The organism is Citrobacter sp. NCU1 (genome assembly GCF_010231475.1).
Classification (GTDB): Bacteria; Pseudomonadota; Gammaproteobacteria; order Enterobacterales; family Enterobacteriaceae; genus Citrobacter_D.
This window is the reverse complement of sequence record NZ_NRDO01000046.1, coordinates 138,488-161,799: the sequence shown is the minus strand read 5'-3', so window position 1 is coordinate 161,799 and position 23,312 is coordinate 138,488. Positions and strand designations below refer to the sequence as shown.

20 protein-coding genes are annotated in these 23,312 nt (G+C 51.1%); 10 read left to right on the top strand and 10 right to left on the bottom strand.

The features are described from left to right. Positions 1-15 precede the first annotated feature (15 nt). A complete protein-coding gene (locus tag CJP72_RS16460; protein ID WP_162382422.1) occupies positions 16-993 on the top strand; it encodes a LysR family transcriptional regulator in 978 nt (325 codons plus the stop codon). On the opposite strand, the gene CJP72_RS16455 is transcribed toward CJP72_RS16460, so the two are convergent. Both CJP72_RS16455 and CJP72_RS16450 read right to left on the bottom strand, forming a co-directional pair. Next, positions 987-2,123 carry an HlyD family secretion protein gene (locus tag CJP72_RS16455; protein ID WP_162382421.1) on the bottom strand — a complete coding sequence of 379 codons (1,137 nt, stop codon included), beginning with the start codon at positions 2,121-2,123 and terminating at the stop codon, positions 987-989. The genes CJP72_RS16460 and CJP72_RS16455 overlap by 7 nt on opposite strands. A 5-nt stretch (positions 2,124-2,128) precedes the next feature. Further along, the gene (locus tag CJP72_RS16450; protein ID WP_162382420.1) at positions 2,129-2,452 is read right to left on the bottom strand and encodes a DUF3302 domain-containing protein; all 324 of its coding nucleotides are present in this window, start codon (positions 2,450-2,452) and stop codon (positions 2,129-2,131) included. Between the two features lie 634 nt (positions 2,453-3,086). Here CJP72_RS16450 and CJP72_RS16445 point away from each other — a divergent pair. Next, on the top strand, positions 3,087-4,169 hold the full coding sequence (locus tag CJP72_RS16445; RefSeq protein WP_193568748.1) for a type I restriction endonuclease: 1,083 nt from the start codon (positions 3,087-3,089) through the stop codon (positions 4,167-4,169). Between the two features lie 40 nt (positions 4,170-4,209). Here the strand turns inward: CJP72_RS16445 and aldB are convergent, their stop codons facing one another. From aldB to CJP72_RS16410, 7 genes are all read right to left on the bottom strand, one after another. Next, complete coding sequence (gene aldB, locus CJP72_RS16440; RefSeq protein ID WP_162382419.1) at positions 4,210-5,748, bottom strand: aldehyde dehydrogenase AldB; 1,539 nt, start codon at positions 5,746-5,748, stop codon at positions 4,210-4,212. 93 nt (positions 5,749-5,841) lie between these two features. After that, complete coding sequence (gene yiaY / locus CJP72_RS16435; RefSeq protein ID WP_162382418.1) at positions 5,842-6,993, bottom strand: L-threonine dehydrogenase; 1,152 nt, start codon at positions 6,991-6,993, stop codon at positions 5,842-5,844. Positions 6,994-7,179: 186 nt separating this feature from the next. Further along, complete coding sequence (gene selB / locus CJP72_RS16430) at positions 7,180-9,027, bottom strand: selenocysteine-specific translation elongation factor (RefSeq protein ID WP_162382417.1); 1,848 nt, start codon at positions 9,025-9,027, stop codon at positions 7,180-7,182. Beyond that, the gene (selA, locus tag CJP72_RS16425) at positions 9,024-10,415 is read right to left on the bottom strand and encodes an L-seryl-tRNA(Sec) selenium transferase (protein WP_162382416.1); all 1,392 of its coding nucleotides are present in this window, start codon (positions 10,413-10,415) and stop codon (positions 9,024-9,026) included. The genes selB and selA overlap by 4 nt, the downstream gene beginning before the upstream one ends. A gap of 98 nt (positions 10,416-10,513) precedes the next feature. Beyond that, positions 10,514-11,122 carry a glutathione S-transferase gene (locus tag CJP72_RS16420; protein WP_162382415.1) on the bottom strand — a complete coding sequence of 203 codons (609 nt, stop codon included), beginning with the start codon at positions 11,120-11,122 and terminating at the stop codon, positions 10,514-10,516. Between the two features lie 91 nt (positions 11,123-11,213). Then, positions 11,214-12,350, bottom strand: coding sequence for an HlyD family secretion protein (locus tag CJP72_RS16415; RefSeq protein WP_162382414.1), 1,137 nt, complete (start codon positions 12,348-12,350; stop codon positions 11,214-11,216). A gap of 2 nt (positions 12,351-12,352) precedes the next feature. Beyond that, positions 12,353-12,715, bottom strand: coding sequence for a DUF3302 domain-containing protein (locus CJP72_RS16410; protein ID WP_162382445.1), 363 nt, complete (start codon positions 12,713-12,715; stop codon positions 12,353-12,355). A 535-nt stretch (positions 12,716-13,250) separates the two neighbouring features. Here CJP72_RS16410 and mtlA point away from each other — a divergent pair. From mtlA to mtlR, 3 genes are all read left to right on the top strand, one after another. Beyond that, the gene (gene mtlA, locus CJP72_RS16405; protein ID WP_162382413.1) at positions 13,251-15,167 is read left to right on the top strand and encodes a PTS mannitol transporter subunit IICBA; all 1,917 of its coding nucleotides are present in this window, start codon (positions 13,251-13,253) and stop codon (positions 15,165-15,167) included. Positions 15,168-15,295: 128 nt separating this feature from the next. Beyond that, positions 15,296-16,447 (top strand): mannitol-1-phosphate 5-dehydrogenase, encoded by a 1,152-nt coding sequence (gene mtlD / locus CJP72_RS16400; protein ID WP_162382412.1) that lies wholly within the window; start codon positions 15,296-15,298, stop codon positions 16,445-16,447. Further along, on the top strand, positions 16,447-17,034 hold the full coding sequence (gene mtlR / locus CJP72_RS16395; protein ID WP_162382444.1) for a mannitol operon repressor MtlR: 588 nt from the start codon (positions 16,447-16,449) through the stop codon (positions 17,032-17,034). The genes mtlD and mtlR overlap by 1 nt, the downstream gene beginning before the upstream one ends. Before the next feature lie 21 nt (positions 17,035-17,055). On the opposite strand, the gene CJP72_RS16390 is transcribed toward mtlR, so the two are convergent. Then, complete coding sequence (locus tag CJP72_RS16390; protein ID WP_162382411.1) at positions 17,056-17,256, bottom strand: hypothetical protein; 201 nt, start codon at positions 17,254-17,256, stop codon at positions 17,056-17,058. 288 nt (positions 17,257-17,544) lie between these two features. Between CJP72_RS16390 and CJP72_RS16385 the strand changes: the two genes are divergently transcribed. From CJP72_RS16385 to CJP72_RS16365, 5 genes are all read left to right on the top strand, one after another. Next, on the top strand, positions 17,545-17,907 hold the full coding sequence (locus CJP72_RS16385; protein WP_162382410.1) for a YibL family ribosome-associated protein: 363 nt from the start codon (positions 17,545-17,547) through the stop codon (positions 17,905-17,907). A gap of 252 nt (positions 17,908-18,159) precedes the next feature. Beyond that, complete coding sequence (gene lldP / locus CJP72_RS16380; protein ID WP_162382409.1) at positions 18,160-19,815, top strand: L-lactate permease; 1,656 nt, start codon at positions 18,160-18,162, stop codon at positions 19,813-19,815. After that, on the top strand, positions 19,812-20,588 hold the full coding sequence (gene lldR, locus CJP72_RS16375) for a transcriptional regulator LldR (RefSeq protein ID WP_162382408.1): 777 nt from the start codon (positions 19,812-19,814) through the stop codon (positions 20,586-20,588). Before lldP ends, lldR begins: the two co-directional genes overlap by 4 nt. After that, positions 20,585-21,775: an FMN-dependent L-lactate dehydrogenase LldD gene (gene lldD / locus CJP72_RS16370; RefSeq protein WP_162382407.1), complete on the top strand. Its 1,191-nt coding sequence runs from the start codon at positions 20,585-20,587 to the stop codon at positions 21,773-21,775. Before lldR ends, lldD begins: the two co-directional genes overlap by 4 nt. 196 nt (positions 21,776-21,971) lie before the next feature. Continuing rightward, positions 21,972-23,312, top strand: coding sequence for an MFS transporter (locus tag CJP72_RS16365; RefSeq protein ID WP_162382406.1), 1,341 nt, complete (start codon positions 21,972-21,974; stop codon positions 23,310-23,312).

Below are 23,312 nucleotides of genomic sequence, written 5' to 3'. Positions count from 1 at the left end.
TATATGGATTCTATAATGAATAAACAACAACTCAAGCTGAGAGAATTAAAGATTATCTCGGTGATTGCTGCCAGCGAAAACATCAGCCACGCCGCGTTAGCGCTGGGTATCGCACAGGCAAACGTTAGCAAGTATCTTGCTGATTTTGAATCAAAAATAGGCTTAAAGGTATTCGACAGAACCACCCGACAACTGACGCTCACACCGTTTGGGGCCGCGCTTCTTCCGTATATCAACACTTGCCTGGATAAAAATAATCAGTTAACTAATTTTATTGCTGATTATAAGCATGAGAAACGCGGACGCGTTACTTTGTATGCGCCTACAGGTATTACTTCTTATTTATCTAAGAATATTATCGCTAATATAACTGATATTGGCGATATTACCTTGATACTCAAAACATCAAACCTTGAACGAAAAGCATTTTATGAGGGCGTCGACTTTCCCGATGACTGCGACATTATGGTGACGTATGCTCCACCAAAAGACCAAACGTTGGTTGCCTCATTTCTGGCAAAATATACAGTCAGCGCTTACGCAAGTCGTGAATATCTAAAAAAACACCCAATTAATCATCCCGATGAACTTGAAAATCATTCCTGTATTCTTATTGATTCGATGATGATTGATGATACTAATATCTGGCGTTTTGCCTCAAACGGTGGAGGCGACATTCATGAATATCGGGTGAAAGGAAATTATGTTTGCGACAATACGCAAGCAGCACTCGACCTTGCCCGTAATCATTTGGGCATTGTCTTTGCGCCTGATACATCATTAAAGCAGGATATTCAGTCCGGGACATTAATCCCCTGTTTTCCGGAACAACATCAGTGGTGGCTGGATTTAGTCGTTATCTTCCGCAAGCGCGAGTATCAACCGTGGCGGGTGCAATATGTCCTGGATGAGTTGCTAAATGAAATTCGTCATGAGCTTGCTCACGTAATCCAGAAATCACCTGAGCAAGCTTGTCAATTAACAGATCAATGATCGAGATACAGGTAGTGCATCCAACTGGTCATTCGCAGCAGCACTTTACGCATAATGGAGACGTGGCTAAAGTGCTCGGAATAGACGGCAACCTGGGCGAAGATACCGTCAGGCAGCGCGTTGAAATCCGCATTCTCATTCAGCTCAATGCTGGCAATCACCCCATCCGTTCCCGGCGTTATGTTTAAAGATTGTAAGGCGCCCATCGACTGATATGTCCCCCCTGGAACTGCGGGACTAATAGAAGAGAGCTTCCCGCTATACACTTTCCCCGGCAAGGCGTTAAACACCACTTCAGCTTCATCGCCAGGTTTCAGACGCAGCAGCGAATTCTGTCGGAACTGGGCGATAATTTGCCGTTTCTGGCTGGGAATAAACACCATTACCGGACGCAGAGGCAGAGCGGCGGCATAGGTGCCCGGGCGAATCAATACCTGCGTCGCATATCCATCGCTCGGCGCACGCACGATGGTTTGCTCAAGGTTAAATTCCGCTTCCGCAAGTTGTGCTCTGAGGCTGGCGACCTGCGAGTTTTCACCCTGAACCAGACTGTCTAACTGACTTTGAATCTGCTGCTCTTCGGCAATGGATGATTTTACTGCCGCTTCCTGCGCCAGATAATTCTGGCGAGCAGCATCAATGTCGCGTTCCGAGAACGGATTTACTTTTGCCTGGCTCCCCTGCAGGTAACGTTGATAATCTTTCCCGAGGCGATCCCGCGTGGCTTTCGCCTTTTGAGTATTGGCCTGCATTTCTGCCAGTTGCGCGACAAGCGACTGCTCTTTATGGCTCGCCGTGACAATATCAGCCTGCAGACGATCAACCCGGGCCTGATAACGTCCTGGATTCAATTTAAAAAGAACTTCCCCTTTTTTTATCAGGGTATCTTTCTTATCCGTCACTTCAATGACAGTACCCGTCACCAACGGCACGACAGGAATGGAGACCACTGCCTTCTGCGCTTTAAAGGTATACGGATGGTTATAGTTCATCAGTAATATTAGGGCGCTAACAATAAATATACCGCCTAGTGCAGCAGTCGGTATTGTCCATTTATTGACGGGAATTTTGAAGATCTTAAACATGGCCCATGCAAAAGCCACGTAAGTGAGAATAATCAGTAAATCCATAAAAATTACTCCGCTGGGGAGGACTTAGCCTCGACCAGTTTTTTTTCCAGTCCGGCGACACGCTGTTGCAACTCAATAAGGTCGGGATTATGACTTTGCATTCCCCACCCGCGGTCCGGACGATAAAGCGTGGCCCAAATCCATAAGAAGGGCCAAATAATATGTAACGTAAACAAACTCACCCAACCGGCGACATGTATCGCATCGGCATGTGGATGATTACGTTTTTTCGCAATGAGGTAGGGAATATCATGCAGAATGATAATCCCATAAAAAATAACCAGGAATACGACAACCAATACGCCTAACGCAAAATAATTCAGGAACATATTTCCCTCAAAAACCCAAACATATCAATCAGCATTTTAACAAAAACAAATACATTCGGACGATAGTAATGGGGGGAGCGCTCACCAGGCAATGACCATATTTATATAAAGTCATATTGATTTGTATATACCATAAGAATGGTGTGGATTATGGTTTTTCCTGATACTGCCAACGTCGCGCAATTAGCTCATCAAAATGGAATAGTCTGATTTACAATCAATTACTGATCAGAGTAACCCTCTGGTATGCGTCAGGCTTACTAAGCATGCAATGTCGTACCTTATCAACCCCCCTTATCCTCAAAGTAAACAAAGATGCTCAATGTCCCTCTAACTTAAATATCTGGCCTCATATTATTCTTTTGCTTTAGTCGTACAGGCATTAACCCAGACATCAAGAATATGTAAGTAAAATTTGCACCATGGAAGGAAATTTAAATTCAGCAGTAATAATATCTTTAATATTTTTACTGGTTACGTGATGAGTGTCAAACTTTGAGGTTAAATATTCTTGCAATATATGCAACATGGTCTATCCATATGCAGTAAGTATTGATGATTCATTTTTTGACCTAACTCTATATTAACCATTCATCAGTAATGGCTAATATTAGCCAACCAAAAAGGAGTTTTCATGTCTATTGAATTTATGGAAAAGCTAAACATACTGGCTTCTAAAATAAAACAGCAATCTGGTGCTACGGAAACAGAAGAAGCAACAAAAAATGCTTTTGTTATGCCATTTATCAACAACGTACTTGGTTACGATGTCTTTGATCCTACAGAAGTCATTCCAGAATTTGTATGTGATGTTGGAACCAAAAAAGGTGAAAAAATTGATTATGCAATACTAAAAAATGGCGAGGTCCAAATTTTAATTGAGTGTAAAAAAATAGGAGAACAACTCAATATAAATCATGCTTCACAACTATTTCGCTATTTCCATGTAACCAATGCCAGGATTTCCATCCTGACAAACGGACAAGAGTATAAGTTTTTTACTGATTTAGATGCTCCCAATAAAATGGATGAAAAACCATTCCTTGAAATCAATCTTCTCGATCTAGATGAAACCATAATTCCAGAGATAAAAAAACTAACGAAATCTGCATTTGACTTAGAGTCAATCATTAATGCTGCGGGAGAATTAAAATACGTCAGTCTAATCAAAAAAATCCTTCATGCGCAAATGAGTAACCCCGAAGAGGATTTTGTTAAATTTTTTGCATCAAGAATTTATGATGGAATGTTAACTCAAAAAGTTCGAGACACCTTCACAACGCTTACTAAGAAAGCCGCAAGTCAATATATTAATAGCCAGGTAAATGAAAGATTGAAGTCAGCGATTGGAGGCAACGCCATTCCAATCCAGGACGATTCATCCAAAGAAGCAGAGAACGACAACAACAGTAGCAGAGATGACTCAGAAATAAATACAACCATGGATGAGCTTGAAGGATTTCATATCGTTAAAGCTATTGTCAGGACGGTAATTGACGCCCCCAGAATAGTGCATAGAGATACAAAAAGTTACTTTGGTATACTGGTGGATGATAATAATAGAAAGCCGCTATGCAGACTACATTTCAATAGAAATCAAAAATATATCGGTTTATTTGATCTAGAAAAAAATGAAACTCGCCATCCAATAGAAACCTTAGATGATATATATACGTTCAGTGAAACGTTAAAATCTACAGCAGCACTGTATAACTAGATTACGATGCAGACAGCCATAAGGCTGTCTGCTTATACAATCAGAACAATCCTAGCGGCTTATCAGAGTAGCTCACCAGCAGACATTTGGTTTGCTGATAGTGCTCGAGCATCATTTTATGTGTCTCACGGCCAATGCCCGACTGCTTATAGCCCCCAAACGCGGCATGCGCGGGATAAGCATGATAACAGTTGGTCCACACGCGCCCGGCCTGAATGCCACGCCCCATTTTATAGGCCAGACTGCCGTTGCGACTCCAGACTCCCGCACCGAGGCCATATTGCGTGTCGTTTGCGAGCGCCAGCGCCTCATCCATCGTTTTGAAGGTTGTCACCGCCAGCACCGGGCCGAAGATCTCCTCCTGGAATACGCGCATATTGTTCTTACCGAACAGGATGGTCGGCTCGAGGTAATAACCCTCTTTTAGTTCGCCTTCCAGTTGCTTACGCCGTCCGCCCGTCAGAACATCGGCCCCTTCTTTCTTACCAATATCAATGTAATTCAGAATGGTTTCCATCTGACCATGAGAGACCTGCGCCCCCATCTGCGTCACGCTGTCGAGCGGATTACCGCTGCGGATGCTCTCCACCCGGCGAATCGCCCGTTCCATAAAGCGCTCATAAATGGACTCGTGTACCAGCGCACGACTCGGGCAGGTACAGACTTCGCCCTGATTAAATGCGAAGAGGGCAAAACCTTCCAATGCCTTGTCGAAGAACGCATCTTCTTCATCCATCACGTCAGCAAAGAAGATATTCGGGGATTTCCCACCCAACTCCAGCGTCACTGGAATAATGTTTTGCGTGGCGTACTGCATGATCTGCTGCCCAACTTCCGTTGAACCGGTAAACGCCACTTTTGCGATGCGCTTTGAGGTAGCCAGATATTCACCGATCTCCCCACCCGCACCGTTCACCACGTTCACCACACCCGGCGGCAACAAATCGCCAATGATTTCCATCAGCAGCAGCACCGAAAGCGGCGTCAAACGCGCAGGCTTGAGCACCACACAGTTGCCTGCCGCCAGCGCTGGCGCCATTTTCCAGCTTGCCATCAGCAGTGGGAAGTTCCACGGAATGATTTGTCCCACCACGCCAAGCGGTTCATGGAAATGGTAAGCGACCGTGTCGCTGTCCACTTCACTGATACCACCTTCCTGCGCACGGATGCACGAGGCAAAATAACGGAAATGATCAATAGCCAACGGCACGTCGGCAGCGCTGGTTTCACGAATCGGTTTGCCGTTGTCCCAGGTTTCCGCCGTTGCCAGCAGTTCCAGGTTTTGCTCCATACGATCGGCAATTTTGAACAGAATGGCTGCGCGATCCTGTACAGAGGTATGCGCCCATTTGTCTTTAATCTTATGGGCAGCATCAAGCGCCAGATCGATATCTTTTTTGCCGGAAGAGGCCACTTCACACAGCAACTGCCCAGTGACAGGCGTCAGGTTCTGGTAGTACTCACCGTCCGCAGGCGCTACCCAGTCGCCACCGATAAAGTTGTCGTAACGGGCTTTTAACTTCAGAGGATAACCATACTCGCCGGGCTGGATACGTGTTGAAGGGGGGTTATTAGTCATGAACGTCTCCTTAGCTAGTGGGGTACTACAAGGGTAGACGCGGCTGGCGAAATCTTCGCCAGCCTTTTCATGCTTTACGACAAGTATCACGAATTACATGGCAGCGCGATAAATCGCCATGATCTCCTCGTGGGTCGCCTGAATCGGGTTGGTCAGTCCGCAGGCATCTTTCAGCGCATTGGTCGCCAGCACCGGAATATCGTCTTCTTTCACGTTCAGATCACGCAGACCCGCTGGAATGTTCACCTGCTGCGCCAGTTCGCGAATTGCGTCGATACAGGCCTGTGCCCCTTGCGCATCGTCCAGCTCCGCGATATTCACCCCCATCGCCGCGGCACAATCACGCAAACGTCCTGCCGCAACCTGGCTGTTAAACACCTGGACGTGTGGTAACAATACAGCGTTGCACACACCATGCGGCAGGTCATAGAAACCGCCGAGCTGGTGCGCCATCGCATGCACATAGCCAAGAGACGCATTGTTAAACGCCATTCCCGCCAGGAACTGCGCATAGGCCATCGCTTCACGCGCCTTCGCATTGCTGCCATCTTCAACCGCAGTCGGCAGATTCTCAGCAATCATGGTAACGGCTTTCAAAGCGCATGCGTCGGTGACAGGCGTTGCGGCAATAGAAACATATGCTTCGATCGCGTGGGTTAACGCATCCATTCCGGTCGCTGCGGTTAACGATTTCGGCATACCGACCATCAGCGAAGAGTCATTTACGGAGAGAAGCGGTGTGACATGTTTATCCACAATCGCCATTTTAATATGGCGGGCTTCGTCAGTGATGATGCAGAAACGGGTCATTTCCGACGCCGTTCCTGCCGTGGTGTTGATGGCAATCATCGGCAGTTGTGGTTTCGCTGAGCGGTCCACACCTTCATAATCACGGATATCACCACCGTTAGCCGCCACCAGCGCAATACCTTTTGCGCAATCGTGGGGAGAGCCGCCGCCCAGCGAAATCACGCTGTCACACGCATTTTCTTCGAGCATTTTCAGCCCTGCAACCACGTTTGCAGTGGTTGGATTAGGCTGCGTACCATCATAAACCACGCTGAAAATATCACGTTCCTGCAGTGCTTTTTGAATTTCACCCGCCATTCCTAATTGCGTCAGTACGGCATCAGTCACAATTAATGTGCGGCGAAACCCATATTCCGCCATTGTATTCATTGCGTCTTTTAATGAGTCGGTGCCAATGATATTAACTGCAGGAATAAAAAATGTAGAAGCAGCCATAAATCTGTCCTTAAATTTATAAATAAGGCCAGCAGAATACGAATTAACGTTAATTCAAAATATGATCGGTGTTGTTTTTTTTCATAATGGCGGAAAGAAAAGGCACATTAGGTTAATAACCCAATGTGCCTTTTTAAAATCAATATATTTTTTGTATCATTTTAATCAATATAAACATTAATCGTATCATTTCCTTTCAGGAAATAATAAAGCATCTCGTAACAAATGATCATTTCCCCGACGGCGAGTAAACCCAATCCGGTCAAAATATTCCAGAATCTGAATAGCGAGTTTTCGCCCAACATTGAGTCGATCGCGAAAATCTGCCGCGCAGGTCGACCCTTTTTCCCGATCCAGGTCGCGGATCATATTGGCAAAAGAGACAATCCGATCATTACGGTAATAACGATCTTTCACGATTGCCGTAATCATCCCTTGCTGTGCGGCTTGTCGTAATACCTGACGCATGATTTGCTCATCTGTTGCGGTTTCCCGCGCCAGATCCCGCACCCACCAGGGTTCATCGCCAAACAGCGATTCCGTTTTTCGCCAGATGGCCTGTTGCTCGTCGCTGAACCCCGCTTTGTGATCGGGGAGATGCAACCATCCATGATGGCTATGAATAACGCCGCTTTCCCGCATACGTTCAATCAGCAACAGCACCAACGCTTCGTCTTCCATCGGCAGCGCCATACGTCGCAGGCGCTCGCGTCCGGGTCCCGGTTCGTCACGATGCTGTTCATGGTAGGTCGCCAGCGTATCCAGGATTTTACGCTGCCAGCGGGCAGCGACTGGGGCGTTCAACAGGCTGTATCCGGCCTGGATAAAACCGGGCTGATCAATCAGTTGACGCATACCCTCCCCATTGAGCTGGCGGGCCCACGCAAAATCGGGCAAATTGACGGCGCCACGTTCCAGATGAATCGCCAGCGCGGCGCTGTCATCCTGCGCATTCTCCAACGCCGACAGCCACTGTAGATAGTCTGGCTTACGCTTACCACGGCGTGGCGGATTGAGCATCACAATACGCGCTCCCGCCAACGTGGCGCGCGCGGAGATATCACGCAATACCAGCCGGTCGTTATCAGCAAGCCAGAGCGGAGTATCAAAAACCAGTTCAGCCAGCGTACCTTCCAGCAGGGAGACGCGCCCGGTCACATGGCTGGCGGCATGGTGAATATGCAGTGGCTGCCACTGCGTGAGCGGCGTCTGTTGTTCTAAAGAGACAATGACGCGTGTGAATGCTTCCGGCGGCGCATCGGAGAGCAGCCAGTCGCCACGGTTAAGCTGATCTTTTTCCGCGTCACCCGCGATGTTTAACGCGATACGCTGCCCCGCGTGGGCGTGCTCCGTCGGCTTATTCTGCGCATGCAGGCTACGTACACGCATCGGTTTATTCACGCCGGTGAGCCACAATGTGTCGCCAACATTGACTTCGCCGCTGAGCGCAGTCCCGGTCACCACCAGTCCCGCCCCTTTCACCGTAAAAGCGCGATCAAGGGCCAGGCGGAAACTCTGGTTGCTGGCATGGGCACGCGGAGATAATTGCTGCAGATGTTCACGTAACGTGTCAATGCCGCGCCCTTCACTGGCGGCGGTCACAAACAGCTCAGCCCCGGAAAAACCATAGTGGGCCAGCGTCGTTTGGATCTCTTCACGCACCTCGTCAATTCGCGCCTCATCCACGCGATCGGCTTTGGTGAGTGCGACGGTGAGTTGCGGATCTCCCGTCAGCTTTAGGATCTGGAGATGTTCGCGTGTTTGCGCCATCACGCCGTCGTCACAGGCGACCACCAGCAATGCATGATCAATCCCCCCCACGCCTGCCAACATGTTAGACAAAAATTTCTCGTGGCCCGGAACGTCAATAAATCCAAGCACGCGGCCATCCGGTTGAGGCCAGTAGGCATATCCCAGATCGATAGTCATGCCGCGTTTCTTTTCTTCAGGCAGGCGATCGGCATTCACCCCCGTAATTGCCTGTAATAACGTTGTTTTACCGTGGTCAACGTGTCCGGCAGTGGCAATAATCATTTCAACATCAGCTCCATAAACCGGGTTTCATCTTCAAGACAGCGCAAATCCAGCCATAAGCGGCCATCATAAATTCGGCCAATGATGGGGGTGGGTAGCGCACGCCAGCGCGCTGCCAGCGCATCGAGATGGCTTCCCCGCCCATCATGCGGGGTAAAAGTCAGTGCCGCGCTGGGCAACCGATCAACAGGCAGTGAACCGCTGCCAATCTGCGACAGACAAGGCATGACATTGACGGCAAACACGCTTTCATAGTGCGCGGTAAGTAACGACTGTAACCGCTGCGCCTGCGCCTGAATCGCCGCTTCTTTACGGGTTAACAGCCGCAGCGTCGGTAATTTCTCCGCTAACGCTTCCGGGTGCAGGTACAGCCGCAGTGTCGCTTCCAGCGCCGCGAGAGTCATTTTATCCGCCCGCAGCGCACGTTTCAGTGGATGACTTTGCAAACGGGCAATCATCTCTTTCTTACCAACAATAATTCCGGCCTGTGGTCCACCCAACAGTTTGTCGCCAGAAAAACTCACCAGGCTGACGCCGGCAGCAATCAGTTGCTGCGGCATCGGCTCTTTTGGCAAACCATACTCACTCAGATCCACCAGTGATCCACTACCCAGATCCGTTACCACCGGAATATCCCGCTCCATCCCGATCGTCGCTAATTCAGCTTCATCCACCGAATGCGTAAATCCTTCGATGCTGTAGTTGCTGGTATGCACTTTCATCAACAAACCGGTGTTCTCGTTCACCGCCTGACGATAATCATTTGCATGCGTCCGGTTAGTTGTCCCCACCTCATGCAGCATACAGCCCGCCTGGCGCATCACATCCGGAATACGAAATGCACCGCCAATCTCAACCAGTTCACCACGGGAAACGACCACCTCTTTACCGCTGGCCGTCGCCGCCAGCATCAGCAATACCGCCGCCGCGTTGTTATTAACAATACAGGCATCTTCCGCGCCGGTGATGCGACATAACAACGCCGCGATCGCCCGATCGCGGTGCCCGCGGCCAGCATCATCCAGGTCATACTCCAGCGTTACCGGTGAACGCATGGCATCTGTTACCGCGTCAATAACCTCTTGCGCCAGTAGCGCACGCCCGAGATTGGTGTGCAGTACCGTTCCCGTCAGATTGAACACCGGACGTAACGCGCTTTGCGATTCTTTTTCCAGTCGGGCTTTCGCCTCTTGTGCCCAGTTATCACTCCACACCGGCAATGCCTGCACGTCCCGTATCATCTCTCTGGCTTCATTGAGCATCTGGCGAAGCAGCTCCACCACCTGGGTATGCCCGTGAATGTCACGCAAAGAATGAAAGGCGCTATCACGCAATAAGCGATCAATAGCGGGAAGCTGACTGTAAAGCGAACGCGTTTCGGTTGTCATGGAAAAGCCTGGCTGTTGGTGGCCCTCTCCGTTGTGGAGAGGGAAATCGACATAGGGGGGATTGTACCGTGAGTTTATTCAGGCGGACATAATACGCATCAAGCCTTTGGTGGTTCCGTGCGTGCGAAGCTTTCACGACTAAAGAGCGTTTCAACCAGTTTGACTAATTGCGGTCTGTCCACACACCAGCCTGGCGCCACGCGGCGGAAGTTGAGGTAGCCCACCGCACAGGCAATCGCGATGGTGGCCAGGTTTACCGTATCGGTGGTGAGCGTCCCCTTCACGAGATAGCCCTCAATGGCATCCAGGCTGCGGTTGATCTTCTCCCGCTGGCGCAGCAGTTCCGTTTCTGATTGCTGTGCGGCGGGTCGCGCCTGTTCACGCACGGAAACCAGCCCGGCGTCCATAATGCCGTCCGCCAGCGCCTCAAGCTGGCGTACTTTCAGCGACGCCATCGGTTCACGCGGTAGCATGGCCGGCGCAATATCCAGCAATTCGATATATTCCGCAATGATAGGCGAATCGAACCAGAACTCCCCGTCGTCAGTCACCAACGCGGGAACTTTACCCAGCGGGTTATACTCCGCCACGCCATTTTCTGCATTGTAAGGGAGTTCATTAACAAATTCGAAGGTGATGCCCTTTTCCAGTAACAGAATGGAAATTTTGCGTACAAATGGGCTGGTGTAGCTGCCGATGAGTTTCATGTTCAGTCCTTTTTGCCAACAAAAATATCAGTATGGCTCAGGAATGAGCAAAAGGCAGGTGATGCTTATCGCACTCCTGCCTTTCATTTCATTAGTGATCTAAATAGAGATAGTGCATCCAGCTGGTCATGCGCAGCAATACCTTACGCATGACGGATACGTGGGCGAAATGGTCAGAGTAAACCGCCACCTGCGCATAGATACCGTCGGGCAGCGCGTCTACGTCGGCGTTCGGATCCAAATCAATCAGCGCAAGGACGCCATCCGTTCCCGGAACCACCGTCAGCGACTGCAAAGCCCCCTGAGCCTGGTAAGAGCCACCGGGAACCACCGGTAAAACGATTCTCAGCTTGCCGTGAAAAACTTGCCCTGGCAGCGCATTGAACACCACTTCCGCATCATCACCCGCTTCAAGGCGTAATAATGAATTTTGGCGGAATTGCGCAATGATTTGTCTTTTTTGCTCAGGAATAAACACCATCACTGGACGTAACGGTAGTGCGGCCGCATAGGTGCCTGGGCTGATGAGCACCTGGGTAACATAACCGTTGCTGGGAGCGCGAATGACCGTTTGTTCAAGGTTATATTTGGCTTCCGTCAGCTGCGCTCTCAGGCTGACGATCTGCGACTGCTCACCGTTAACCATACTGTCTAACTGACTCTGAATTTGCGCTTGTTCGGCAACGGTGCCTTTTACCATGGCATCTTGCGCCAGATAGTTTTGCCGCGCATTGTCGATATCGCTTTCAGAGAAAGGATTCACCTTCGCCTGGCTGCCTTTCAGGTAACGTTGATAATCTTTGAACAGCCGGTCGCGTTCGGCGCTTACCCGCGCGGTATTCGCCTGCGCTTCAGAAAGTTGCGCTTTTAACGTCTGTATATTGTGCGTCTCCGTCACCAGGTCAGCCTGCAGTCGATCGACTCGCGCCTGATAACGAACAGGGTCGAGTTTAAACAACACTTCGCCCTTTTTAATCAACTGATTACTTTTATCCGTCACTTCGCTAACAATCCCGGTGACCTGCGGCGTGATCGGAATAGAAATAACCGCTTTCTGCGCGGTAAAGGTATAGGGGTGGTTATAGTTCATTAAGAGAATCAAACCACTGACGATAAACACGCCGCCTAATGCTGCCGTTGCCAACGTCCATTGATTGACCGGGATCCTGAAAATCTTAAACACCGCCCACGCTAACGCCACGTAGGTCAACACAATCAGCAGATCCATGATTAGCGCTCCACAGAGGAATCATCGTCGGGGGTTTGTACCCGGGCCAGTTTTTGTTCTAGCTGTGTAATACGCTCTGACAGCGCGGCAATGTCGGGGTCAGGCTCCTGCCCTGCCGGTTTGACGTGGGATTGCATGCCCCAGCCTCGTTCCGGCTGATAGAGCGTTGCCCAAATCCACAGAAACGGCCAGATAATATGCAGCGTAAACAGGCTCACCCAACCCGCCGTGTGGATGGCGTCGGCATGGGGGTGATTGCGCTTTTTTGCAATCAAATAGGGGATATCGTGAATCGCGATGATTCCATAAAACAGAATCAGGAAAACGAAGATCAGCACTCCTAACGCGAAATAATTTAGAAACATACCTGCCTCGCGTTCACGTTTAATAAGAGTTTTAAATTGCAGGCAGCCGATGACTATCATGGCTGATGTTTTGAACATAATTCGAAATCATCATTTTCGCCATAGCACGAAATGCTAAATTTTCGCGGTGAGAGGTTGCTCAATTTCAGGGGTGTTAACGTGAAGGGGAGAACCTCTCATGGATCACCTCCACACGACGTCGCAGCAAAAATATCTTGTGATTTATATCACAAAAATCCAACAAACCATCAAAGAAAAAAAGTGATCACAGTCACATTTAATTGCCATTTTTTGCCGCTACGATCATTTTGTTGTTTTTTTACACAGCATTATCGTGATCAATATCACATCAAATACCGCTCTACCCCCTATATTTATGTGACAAAAATCACACAACAAGTCGTCGACTGGACAGTTGAACGATTCAGTGCCAAATTTCGCAGTATCTACAGGGTACGGCTACCTCTGCCGCCACATTAACAATAATCCTCGGGCTTCCAGCCTGCGCGACAGCAACATAAGAAGGGGTGTTTTTATGTCATCCGATATTAAGATCAAGGTGCAAAGCTTTGGTCGATTCCTCAGCAACATGGTGATGCCAAATATCGGCGCGTTTATCGCGTGGGGTATTATCACCGCATTATTCATTCCAACAGGGTGGTTGCCGAACGAAACGCTGGCGAAGCTTGTTGGACCGATGATCACCTACCTGTTGCCGTTACTGATAGGCTATACCGGCGGACGTCTGGTCGGTGGCGATCGCGGTGGTGTGGTGGGTGCAATCACCACGATGGGTGTTATCGTTGGTGCGGATATGCCAATGTTCCTCGGCGCGATGATCGCAGGTCCGTTGGGTGGCTGGGCAATCAAACATTTCGATAGCTGGGTAGATGGTAAGATCAAGTCCGGTTTTGAGATGCTGGTGAATAACTTCTCCGCTGGCATCATCGGTATGATCCTCGCCATTCTGGCGTTCCTCGGCATTGGTCCGCTGGTTGAAGCACTGTCCAAAATTCTGGCTGCTGGCGTTAACTTCATGGTCGTCCATGACATGCTGCCGCTGGCGTCTATCTTCGTTGAACCGGCGAAAATCCTGTTCCTCAACAACGCCATCAACCACGGTATCTTCTCACCGTTGGGCATCCAGCAGTCCCATGAAATGGGCAAATCCATCTTCTTCCTGATTGAAGCGAACCCGGGTCCGGGGATGGGCGTTCTGCTGGCATACATGTTCTTCGGTCGCGGCAGCGCTAAGCAGTCAGCGGGCGGTGCGGCAATCATCCACTTCCTGGGCGGTATCCACGAAATCTACTTCCCGTACGTGCTGATGAACCCACGTCTGATCCTCGCCGTTATCCTTGGCGGTATGACCGGTGTGTTCACACTGACCATTCTCAACGGCGGTCTGGTTTCTCCGGCCTCTCCGGGTTCCATTCTGGCAGTACTGGCGATGACGCCAAAAGGTGCCTACTTTGCTAACATCGCCGCAATCTGCGCAGCAATGGCAGTCTCCTTCGTTGTCTCTTCTATTTTGCTGAAAACCAGCAAAGTAAAAGAAGAAGAGGACGATATCGATGCGGCAACCCGTCGTATGCACGACATGAAAGCCGAGTCTAAAGGTGCATCTGCGCTGACTGCCGGTGATGTCACCAATGACCTGAGCCACGTGCGTAAAATTATCGTCGCTTGCGATGCTGGTATGGGCTCAAGCGCCATGGGCGCAGGTGTGCTGCGTAAAAAAGTGCAGGATGCTGGGCTGACCCAAATCTCTGTCACCAACAGTGCAATCAACAGCCTGCCCCCAGATGTGGATCTGGTGATCACTCACCGCGATCTGACTGAGCGTGCGATGCGTCAGGTACCTCAGGCGCAGCATATTTCGCTGACCAACTTCCTGGATAGCGGCCTGTACAGCAGCCTGACCGAGCGCCTGGTTGCGGCACAGCGCCACAACGTCAACGAAGAGAAAGTTCGCGATCATCTGAAAGACAGCTTTGACGAAGGCGACAACAACCTGTTCAAGCTGGGTGCGGAAAATATCTTCCTGGGTCGTAAAGCGGCGACCAAAGAAGAGGCGATTCTCTTTGCCGGTGAGCAACTGGTGAAAGGCGGCTATGTAGAGCCGGAATACGTTGCGGCAATGCTGGAACGTGAAAAACTGACCCCGACCTATCTGGGTGAATCTATCGCCGTTCCGCACGGCACCGTTGAAGCCAAAGACCGCGTGTTGAAAACGGGTGTGGTGTTCTGCCAGTACCCAGAAGGCGTTCGCTTTGGCGAAGAAGAAGACGACATTGCCCGCCTGGTGATTGGTATTGCCGCACGCAACAACGAGCACATCCAGGTAATTACCAGTCTGACCAATGCACTGGATGATGAATCCGTGATCGAACGTCTGGCGCAAACCACCAGCGTGGATGAAGTTCTGGAACTGCTGGCGGGTCGTAAGTAAGCGTTATTGCCCGGTGGCGTTCACGCTTACCGGGCCTACAAAATCCTCTCCCTTGTGGAGAGGGTTAGGTTGAGGGAAATGCCTCACCCCAGCCCTCTTGGGTAAAAACATTAATGAAGGTTAATACTATGAAAGCATTACATTTTGGCGCAGGTAATATCGGTCGTGGCTTTATCGGCAAACTGCTGGCCGACGCGGGGATACAACTGACTTTCGCAGATGTAAATCAGGTGGTGCTCGACGCCCTGAATGCCCGTCATAGCTATCAGGTTCATGTTGTGGGTGAAAACGAGCAGGTCGAAACCGTATCCAACGTGAATGCCGTAAGCAGCATCGGTGACGAGGTGATTGATCTGATCGCGAACGTCGATATTGTGACCACGGCGGTTGGGCCAGTAGTACTGGAACGTATTGCACCGGCAGTCGCGAAAGGTCTGGTAAAACGCAAAACGCAGGGCATCGAAACCCCGCTGAATATCATCGCCTGCGAAAACATGGTACGTGGCACCACCCAGTTGAAAGGCCATGTGATGAATGCGCTGCCAGAGGAAGATAAAGCCTGGGTTGAACAGCATGTGGGCTTTGTTGATTCCGCCGTAGACCGTATTGTTCCACCTTCGGCGTCGGCCACCCACGATCCGCTGGAAGTTACCGTAGAAACCTTCAGCGAATGGATTGTCGACAAAACCCAATTCAAAGGCGAGCTGCCGAACATCCCAGGTATGGAATTAACTGATAACCTGATGGCATTTGTCGAACGTAAACTCTTCACGCTGAACACCGGGCATGCTATAACCGCGTACCTCGGAAAATTAGCAGGTCATCAGACCATCCGTGACGCGATTCTCGATGAGAAAATCCGTGCGGTGGTTAAAGGCGCGATGGAAGAGAGCGGCGCAGTGCTGATCAAACGCTACGGCTTTGATGCGGATAAACACGCAGCATACATCAAGAAAATCCTTGGCCGCTTTGAAAACCCGTATCTGAAAGATGACGTTGAACGCGTGGGGCGTCAGCCGCTGCGTAAACTGAGTGCGGGCGATCGTCTGATCAAACCGCTGCTCGGGACGCTGGAATATGCGCTGCCGCACGCCAATCTGGTCAAAGGGATTGCCGGTGCGATGCACTATCGCAGCGATGAAGACCCACAGGCTCTGGAACTGGCTGCACTGATTGAAGAGAAAGGCCCGCAGGCGGCGCTGGCACAGGTTTCCGGACTGGATGCTAATAGCGATGTCGTTGCCGAGGCGGTTAACGCGTATAACGCAAAGTCATTATGATGCCGTACCAGGCGCAGGGCATCCTGCGCCTGAATAATAGATTGTCAGATATGCAGCCAATAATGGAACAAACCCAGGCCTTTGAAAACCGTGTGCTTGAACGTCTGAATGCTGGCAAAACCGTACGAAGTTTCCTGATCACCGCCGTGGACCTACTCACCGAGGCGGTGAATATTCTGGTGCTTCAGGTATTCCGCAAAGACGATTACGCGGTGAAATATGCTGTAGAACCGTTGCTCGACGGCGACGGACCGCTGGGCGATCTTTCTGTGCGTCTGAAACTCATCTATGGCTTGGGTGTTCTCAGCCGTCCGGAATATGAAGATGCCGAGCTATTGATGGCGCTACGTGAAGAGTTGAATCACGACGGTAATGAGTACGCGTTTACGGACGATGAAATCCTCGGCCCATTTGGCGAGTTACACTGCGTGATGGCGCTTCCGCCGCCGCCGCATTTCGACACTTCTGACCCGGGTTTGTATGCAATGCAAATTCAGCGCTACCAACAAGCAGTGCGCTCAACGATGGTGCTCTCTCTTACCGAGCTGATTTCCAAAATCAGCTTGAAAAAAGCATTTCAGAAATAGCCCGGCGCAGACCTACTGATTTTAATCCTGTTTTGGCCTGTATATCTGCCGATAATATTCCAGCCGTTGCAGATACATCTGCACATTCTCTTGCGGTACTTCAGCAGGGACAACATTACGCGGCGGCGTTTTATTCAGATATTCCCGGAAAGCCTGACTTGAAGCCATAAAATCTACAGTCTTATCAATAAGAGCTGATGCATTCTCACCGATTTTTCCCATGATAACCCTCCATGAATTCTCCGCGTTTCATAGACGCGGCTGCCTATTGCAGTTTAGGATCAGATTAATAATGACATTGAGGAAAACGTGCTTAATCGTAAACCGATTAATTAATCTTTACATCTTTCTCTTTTTATCTAAAAATCTTATTTAATCAGGCCACTATGAAAAATAATTAGCATCATAATACTTGCCTTGCTTAATTATTTTTATCCCATTAGTTGTGAATAATACCCCTCTGCGCGCATAATATGGGATATTCATCCTATTTTTATCAGAAGCTACCCCATGAAAGAAGTCGAAAAAAACGAAATTAAACGTCTCAGCGATCGTCTGGATGCCATCCGCCATCAGCAGGCCGATCTCTCCCTGGTCGAAGGCGCCGAAAAATACGCCGAACTGGAAAAAGAAAAAGCAACCCTGGAAGCTGAAATTGCGCGTCTGCGCGACGTTCACAGCCAAAAGCTGAGTAAAGAAGCGCAGAAATTGATGAACCTGCCGTTTCGTCGTGCGATTACCAAAAAAGAACAAGCTGACATGGGCAAGCTGAAGAAAAGCGTCCGTGGCCTGGTGGTTGTACACCCGATGACCGCGTTAGGTCGCGAAATGAACCTGCAAGAGATGACCGGTTTCGCAAAGACTGAATTCTGATCTTCTGCCGGGTAGCTACCCTGCTTACCCGGCCCTTCTATTGGCCCTACCAATTCCCGCATAATCCGCTCAGTGGTTCACACTTCCCCAAAATTTCATTACACTAACGTTGCCAATAAATAACATTTAGTTAACCATTCATTGTCATCATCCCTACAACACAATATTGGCAGGACCACTTTTACACAGAATGTGACAAAGAGATGAGCACAGACTCATTGCATTGTGTGTGTGGCCCTCAGGAGACCTGCAATGAATCTCTGGCAACAAAACTACGACCCGGCTGGGAATATCTGGCTTTCCAGCCTGATAGCATCGTTACCCATTCTGTTTTTTTTCTTTGCTCTGATTAAGCTCAAGCTGAAAGGCTATATCGCCGCCTCGTGGACGGTAGTGATCGCGCTGACCGTGGCGCTGCTGTTCTACAAAATGCCTGTCGATCATGCATTGGCCTCTGTGGTATACGGCTTCTTCTACGGTCTGTGGCCGATTGCCTGGATCATTATTGCCGCCGTATTCGTCTATAAAATCTCGGTGAAAACAGGCCAGTTCGACATCATCCGATCATCGATATTGTCGATCACGCCTGACCAACGTCTGCAAATGCTCATCGTTGGTTTCTCCTTCGGTGCCTTCCTTGAAGGGGCAGCCGGTTTTGGCGCTCCGGTCGCGATTACCGCCGCGCTGCTTGTTGGCCTGGGTTTTAATCCGCTGTACGCAGCAGGACTGTGCCTGATTGTGAACACCGCGCCTGTGGCGTTTGGCGCGATGGGTATCCCTATTCTGGTTGCCGGTCAGGTCACCGGGCTGGACAGCTTTGAAATTGGCCAGATGGTAGGGCGTCAGCTACCGTTCCTGACGATTATCGTTCTGTTCTGGATTATGGCGATTATGGACGGCTGGCGCGGCGTGAAGGAAACCTGGCCTGCGGTAATGGTGGCGGGCGGTTCGTTCGCTATCGCCCAGTACCTGAGCTCTAACTTTATTGGCCCCGAGCTGCCTGACATCATCTCGTCACTGGTTTCTCTGGTGTGTCTGACCCTGTTCCTGAAACGCTGGCAACCGGTGCGCATCTTCCGCTTTGGCGATATGGGCGCGTCACAGGTCGATCAGACCCTGGCCCGTACAAACTACACCGCGGGTCAGGTTGTTCGCGCCTGGTCACCGTTCCTGTTCCTGACAGCGACCGTGACGCTCTGGAGTATCCCTCCGTTTAAAGCGCTGTTTGCGCCGGGTGGTGCTATGTACCACTGGGTGGTTAATATTCCGGTTCCGTATCTCGACAAACTGGTTGCCCGTATGCCGCCGGTGGTACACGAAGCCACCGCCTACGCTGCGGTCTACAAATTCGACTGGTTCTCGGCTACCGGTACCGCCATTCTGTTTGCCGCATTACTGTCAGTGGTCTGGCTGAAAATGAAGCCGTCTGCCGCCATCCAGACGTTCGGCAGTACCCTGAAAGATCTGGCGCTGCCGATCTACTCCATCGGGATGGTGCTGGCGTTCGCTTTTATTTCTAACTATTCCGGCCTTTCCTCGACGCTGGCATTGGCACTCGCACACACGGGCAGCGCTTTTACCTTCTTCTCTCCGTTCCTTGGCTGGCTGGGGGTATTCCTGACCGGATCAGATACCTCTTCGAACGCGTTATTTGCCGCTCTACAGGCGACTGCCGCTCAGCAAATCGGCGTCTCTGACGTGCTGATGGTCGCCGCCAATACCACCGGCGGCGTGACCGGCAAGATGATCTCGCCACAGTCCATCGCCATCGCCTGTGCGGCGGTGGGGCTGGTCGGCAAAGAGTCTGATCTGTTCCGTTTTACCGTTAAACACAGCCTGATTTTCACCTGTATGGTGGGCGTGATCACCACGCTTCAGGCCTATGTTCTGACCTGGATGATTCCATGATTGTGATGCCCAGACGCCTGTCGGACGAGGTCGCTTCTCGTGTGCGGGCGCTGATTGAAGAACAACAGTTGGAAGCGGGCATGAAATTGCCCGCTGAGCGCCAACTGGCCGTACAGCTTGGCGTGTCGCGCAATTCCTTGCGCGAGGCGCTGGCAAAACTGGTGAGCGAGGGTGTACTGCTTAGCCGTCGCGGCGGTGGGACATTCGTCCGCTGGCAGCATGAATCCTGGTCTGAACAAAATATCGTTCAGCCACTGAAAACGCTGATGGCGGATGACCCGGATTACAGTTTTGATATCCTGGAAGCCCGCCATGCGATCGAGGCCAGTACCGCCTGGCACGCCGCGATGCGCGCCACTGAGATCGATAAAGAAAAAATTAAGGCCTGCTTTGACGCCACACTGAGTGAAGACCCGGATATCGCGTCACAGGCGGATGTTCGCTTTCATCTCGCCATTGCCGAAGCGTCGCACAATGTGGTGCTGTTGCAGACTATGCGAGGTTTCTTCGACGTACTGCACTCTTCGGTCAAACAGAGTCGCCAGCGTATGTATCTGGTTCCGCCCGTCTTTGCCCGTCTGACAGAGCAACATCAGGCCATTCTAGACGCCATTGTGGCGGGCGATGCGGAAGGCGCGCGCCAGGCAATGATGGCCCACTTAGGTTTTGTCCACACCACAATGAAACGATTTGATGAAGACCAGGCCCGCCAGGCGCGAATCACCCGCCTGCCCGGAGACCATAATGATATTTCCAGGGAGAACAAAGCATGATTATCTCAGCAGCCAGCGATTATCGCGCCGCAGCCCAGCGCATTCTGCCCCCTTTCTTGTTCCACTATATTGACGGCGGTGCCTACGCGGAACACACCCTGCGCCGCAATGTGGAAGATTTGTCTGAGGTGGCGCTTCGCCAGCGTGTACTGAAAAACATGTCTGACTTAAGCCTGGAAACCACGCTGTTTAATGAAAAGCTGTCGATGCCGGTTGCCCTGGCCCCGGTTGGGTTGTGTGGTATGTACGCCCGTCGTGGCGAAGTGCAGGCCGCCGCTGCCGCAGATGCCCACGGCATTCCGTTCACCCTCTCCACCGTTTCCGTCTGCCCGATTGAAGAAGTGGCGCCGACCATCAAGCGCCCGATGTGGTTTCAGCTTTACGTACTGCGCGACCGCGGCTTTATGCGCAACGCGCTGGAACGCGCAAAAGCAGCAGGCTGCTCACCCCTTGTCTTTACCGTCGATATGCCTACACCGGGGGCGCGCTACCGTGACGCTCATTCAGGCATGAGCGGCCCGAATGCCGCACTGCGCCGCTACTGGCAGGCAGTAACCCACCCGCAATGGGCGTGGGATGTTGGTCTGAATGGTCGCCCACACGATTTAGGCAACATTTCCACCTACCTGGGAAAACCGACCGGACTGGAAGATTACATTGGCTGGCTGGCGAACAACTTCGATCCCTCCATCTCCTGGAAAGACCTCGAGTGGATCCGTGAATTCTGGGACGGCCCGATGGTGATCAAAGGGATCCTCGATCCGGAAGATGCCCGCGACGCAGTACGCTTCGGTGCCGATGGCATTGTGGTGTCTAACCACGGCGGCCGTCAGCTCGATGGCGTGCTCTCCTCCGCTCGCGCCCTGCCCGCCATTGCCGATGCCGTCAAAGGCGATATCGCCATTCTGGCCGACAGCGGAATCCGTAACGGTCTGGACGTCGTACGCATGGTCGCTCTGGGGGCTGATACCGTGCTGCTGGGTCGCGCGTATCTTTACGCACTGGCCACCGCAGGACAATCAGGAGTCGCCAACTTACTGAATCTTATCGAAAAAGAGATGAAAGTAGCAATGACGCTGACCGGCGCAAAAACGATTAGCGAAATCAGCCGTGATTCTCTGGTGCAGGAGCTCGGAAAAAGCCTGCCTACCGCACTGACGTCACTTACCCGTGGTGATGCCGCGTAACGCAGACCCCTCTTAACATCCCCTGCTTTCGAATGGCCGGACTGATTTTCAGTTCGGCCATTTTTAATTCAAAACTAACGATTAGTTAACATTTACACCAAATTAATTTGACAATTTTTGCGCGATCGCAAATGTATATACAAGCAAATACAAGAGCAACTCACACACATCCAACATCACAACGGGCGAGGATTACATGGTGTATTCCGGTAAAGTGAATATCCAGCAGGCAATCGATGACACTCCTTTTTCGCGCTTTCACTGGGTAATTATCGTATTAGGATTTCTGGTTCTGGCCATTGACGGATTCGACACGGCGGCGATGGGCTATATTGCTCCCATGCTCTCTGCCGACTGGGGGATTCAGAAGCAGGATCTCGGGCCCGTATTAAGCGCTGCACTGCTGGGGCTGTCACTCGGGGCACTGGTCGCCGGGCCAATGTCAGATCGCATGGGGCGTAAGCGCGTGCTGGTCTTTTCCTGTCTGTTTTTTGGCCTTGCCAGTCTTGGCACCGCATATGCGCAATCGCTGAATATGCTGACGCTCTGGCGGTTCCTCACCGGGCTTGGACTGGGCGCTGCGATGCCCAACGCAATTACGTTAGTGTCGGAATTTGCGCCAAAGCGTTGCCGTTCAATGACGATTAATGCCATGTATTGTGGTTTCCCTCTTGGTGCGGCAGGCGGTGGGGCAATCTCTTCCTGGCTTATCCCCCATTACGGCTGGCACAGTGTGCTGTTGGCGGGTGCGATCGCCCCGCTGGTGTTAACCATATTACTGGTGCTCTTCCTGCCGGAGTCGGTCAAATATCTGGTGCATCGTGGTAAAGACATTAGCCAAATCAGACGTGTTGCCCAACGTTTCATCACGGGTAACCTTGAGCAGGTCACCCAGTTTTATCTGGATGAAGAACGCACTGCAGACAAAAAAGGCAGCGTGGCACAACTGTTCAGCATGCCCTGGTTACCTGGCACGCTCATGCTCTGGACGACCTACTTTATGGGGCTGGTGATCTATTACGTGTTACTGAGCTGGATGCCGACGCTGATGCTGGGAATGGGTTACCCACTGGCGGAATCGGCGTGGCTCACCTCGCTGTTCACTTTCGGCGGCACGGCAGGGATCCTGCTGGCAGGCTGGATGATGGATCGTTGGGAAGCGCACAAAGTGGTCACCACCGGTTTTATCCTGACCATGCTGTTCGCCCTTGCGCTCGGGTTTGAAAACAACCATATCATCCTGTTTGGCGCGCTGATCTTCCTGATGGGGATCACTATGAATGGCGCGCAATCCGGTCTGCAGACGCTGGCAGCAACGTTCTATCCTACCCATTGTCGCGCAACGGGTATTGCGTGGATGCAGGGCGTCGGACGCTTTGGCGGCGTGGCAGGAACCCTGACCAGCGCGCAGTTGCTTTCCCTGCAATGGCAGGCCGACAGTATTTTGATGTTTCTCAGCCTGCCGGCGCTCGTAGCCGCTGCCGCCACGCTTTATAAGCTGCAACGCTACAAGCTACAACGTCTGACCGTCGCATAG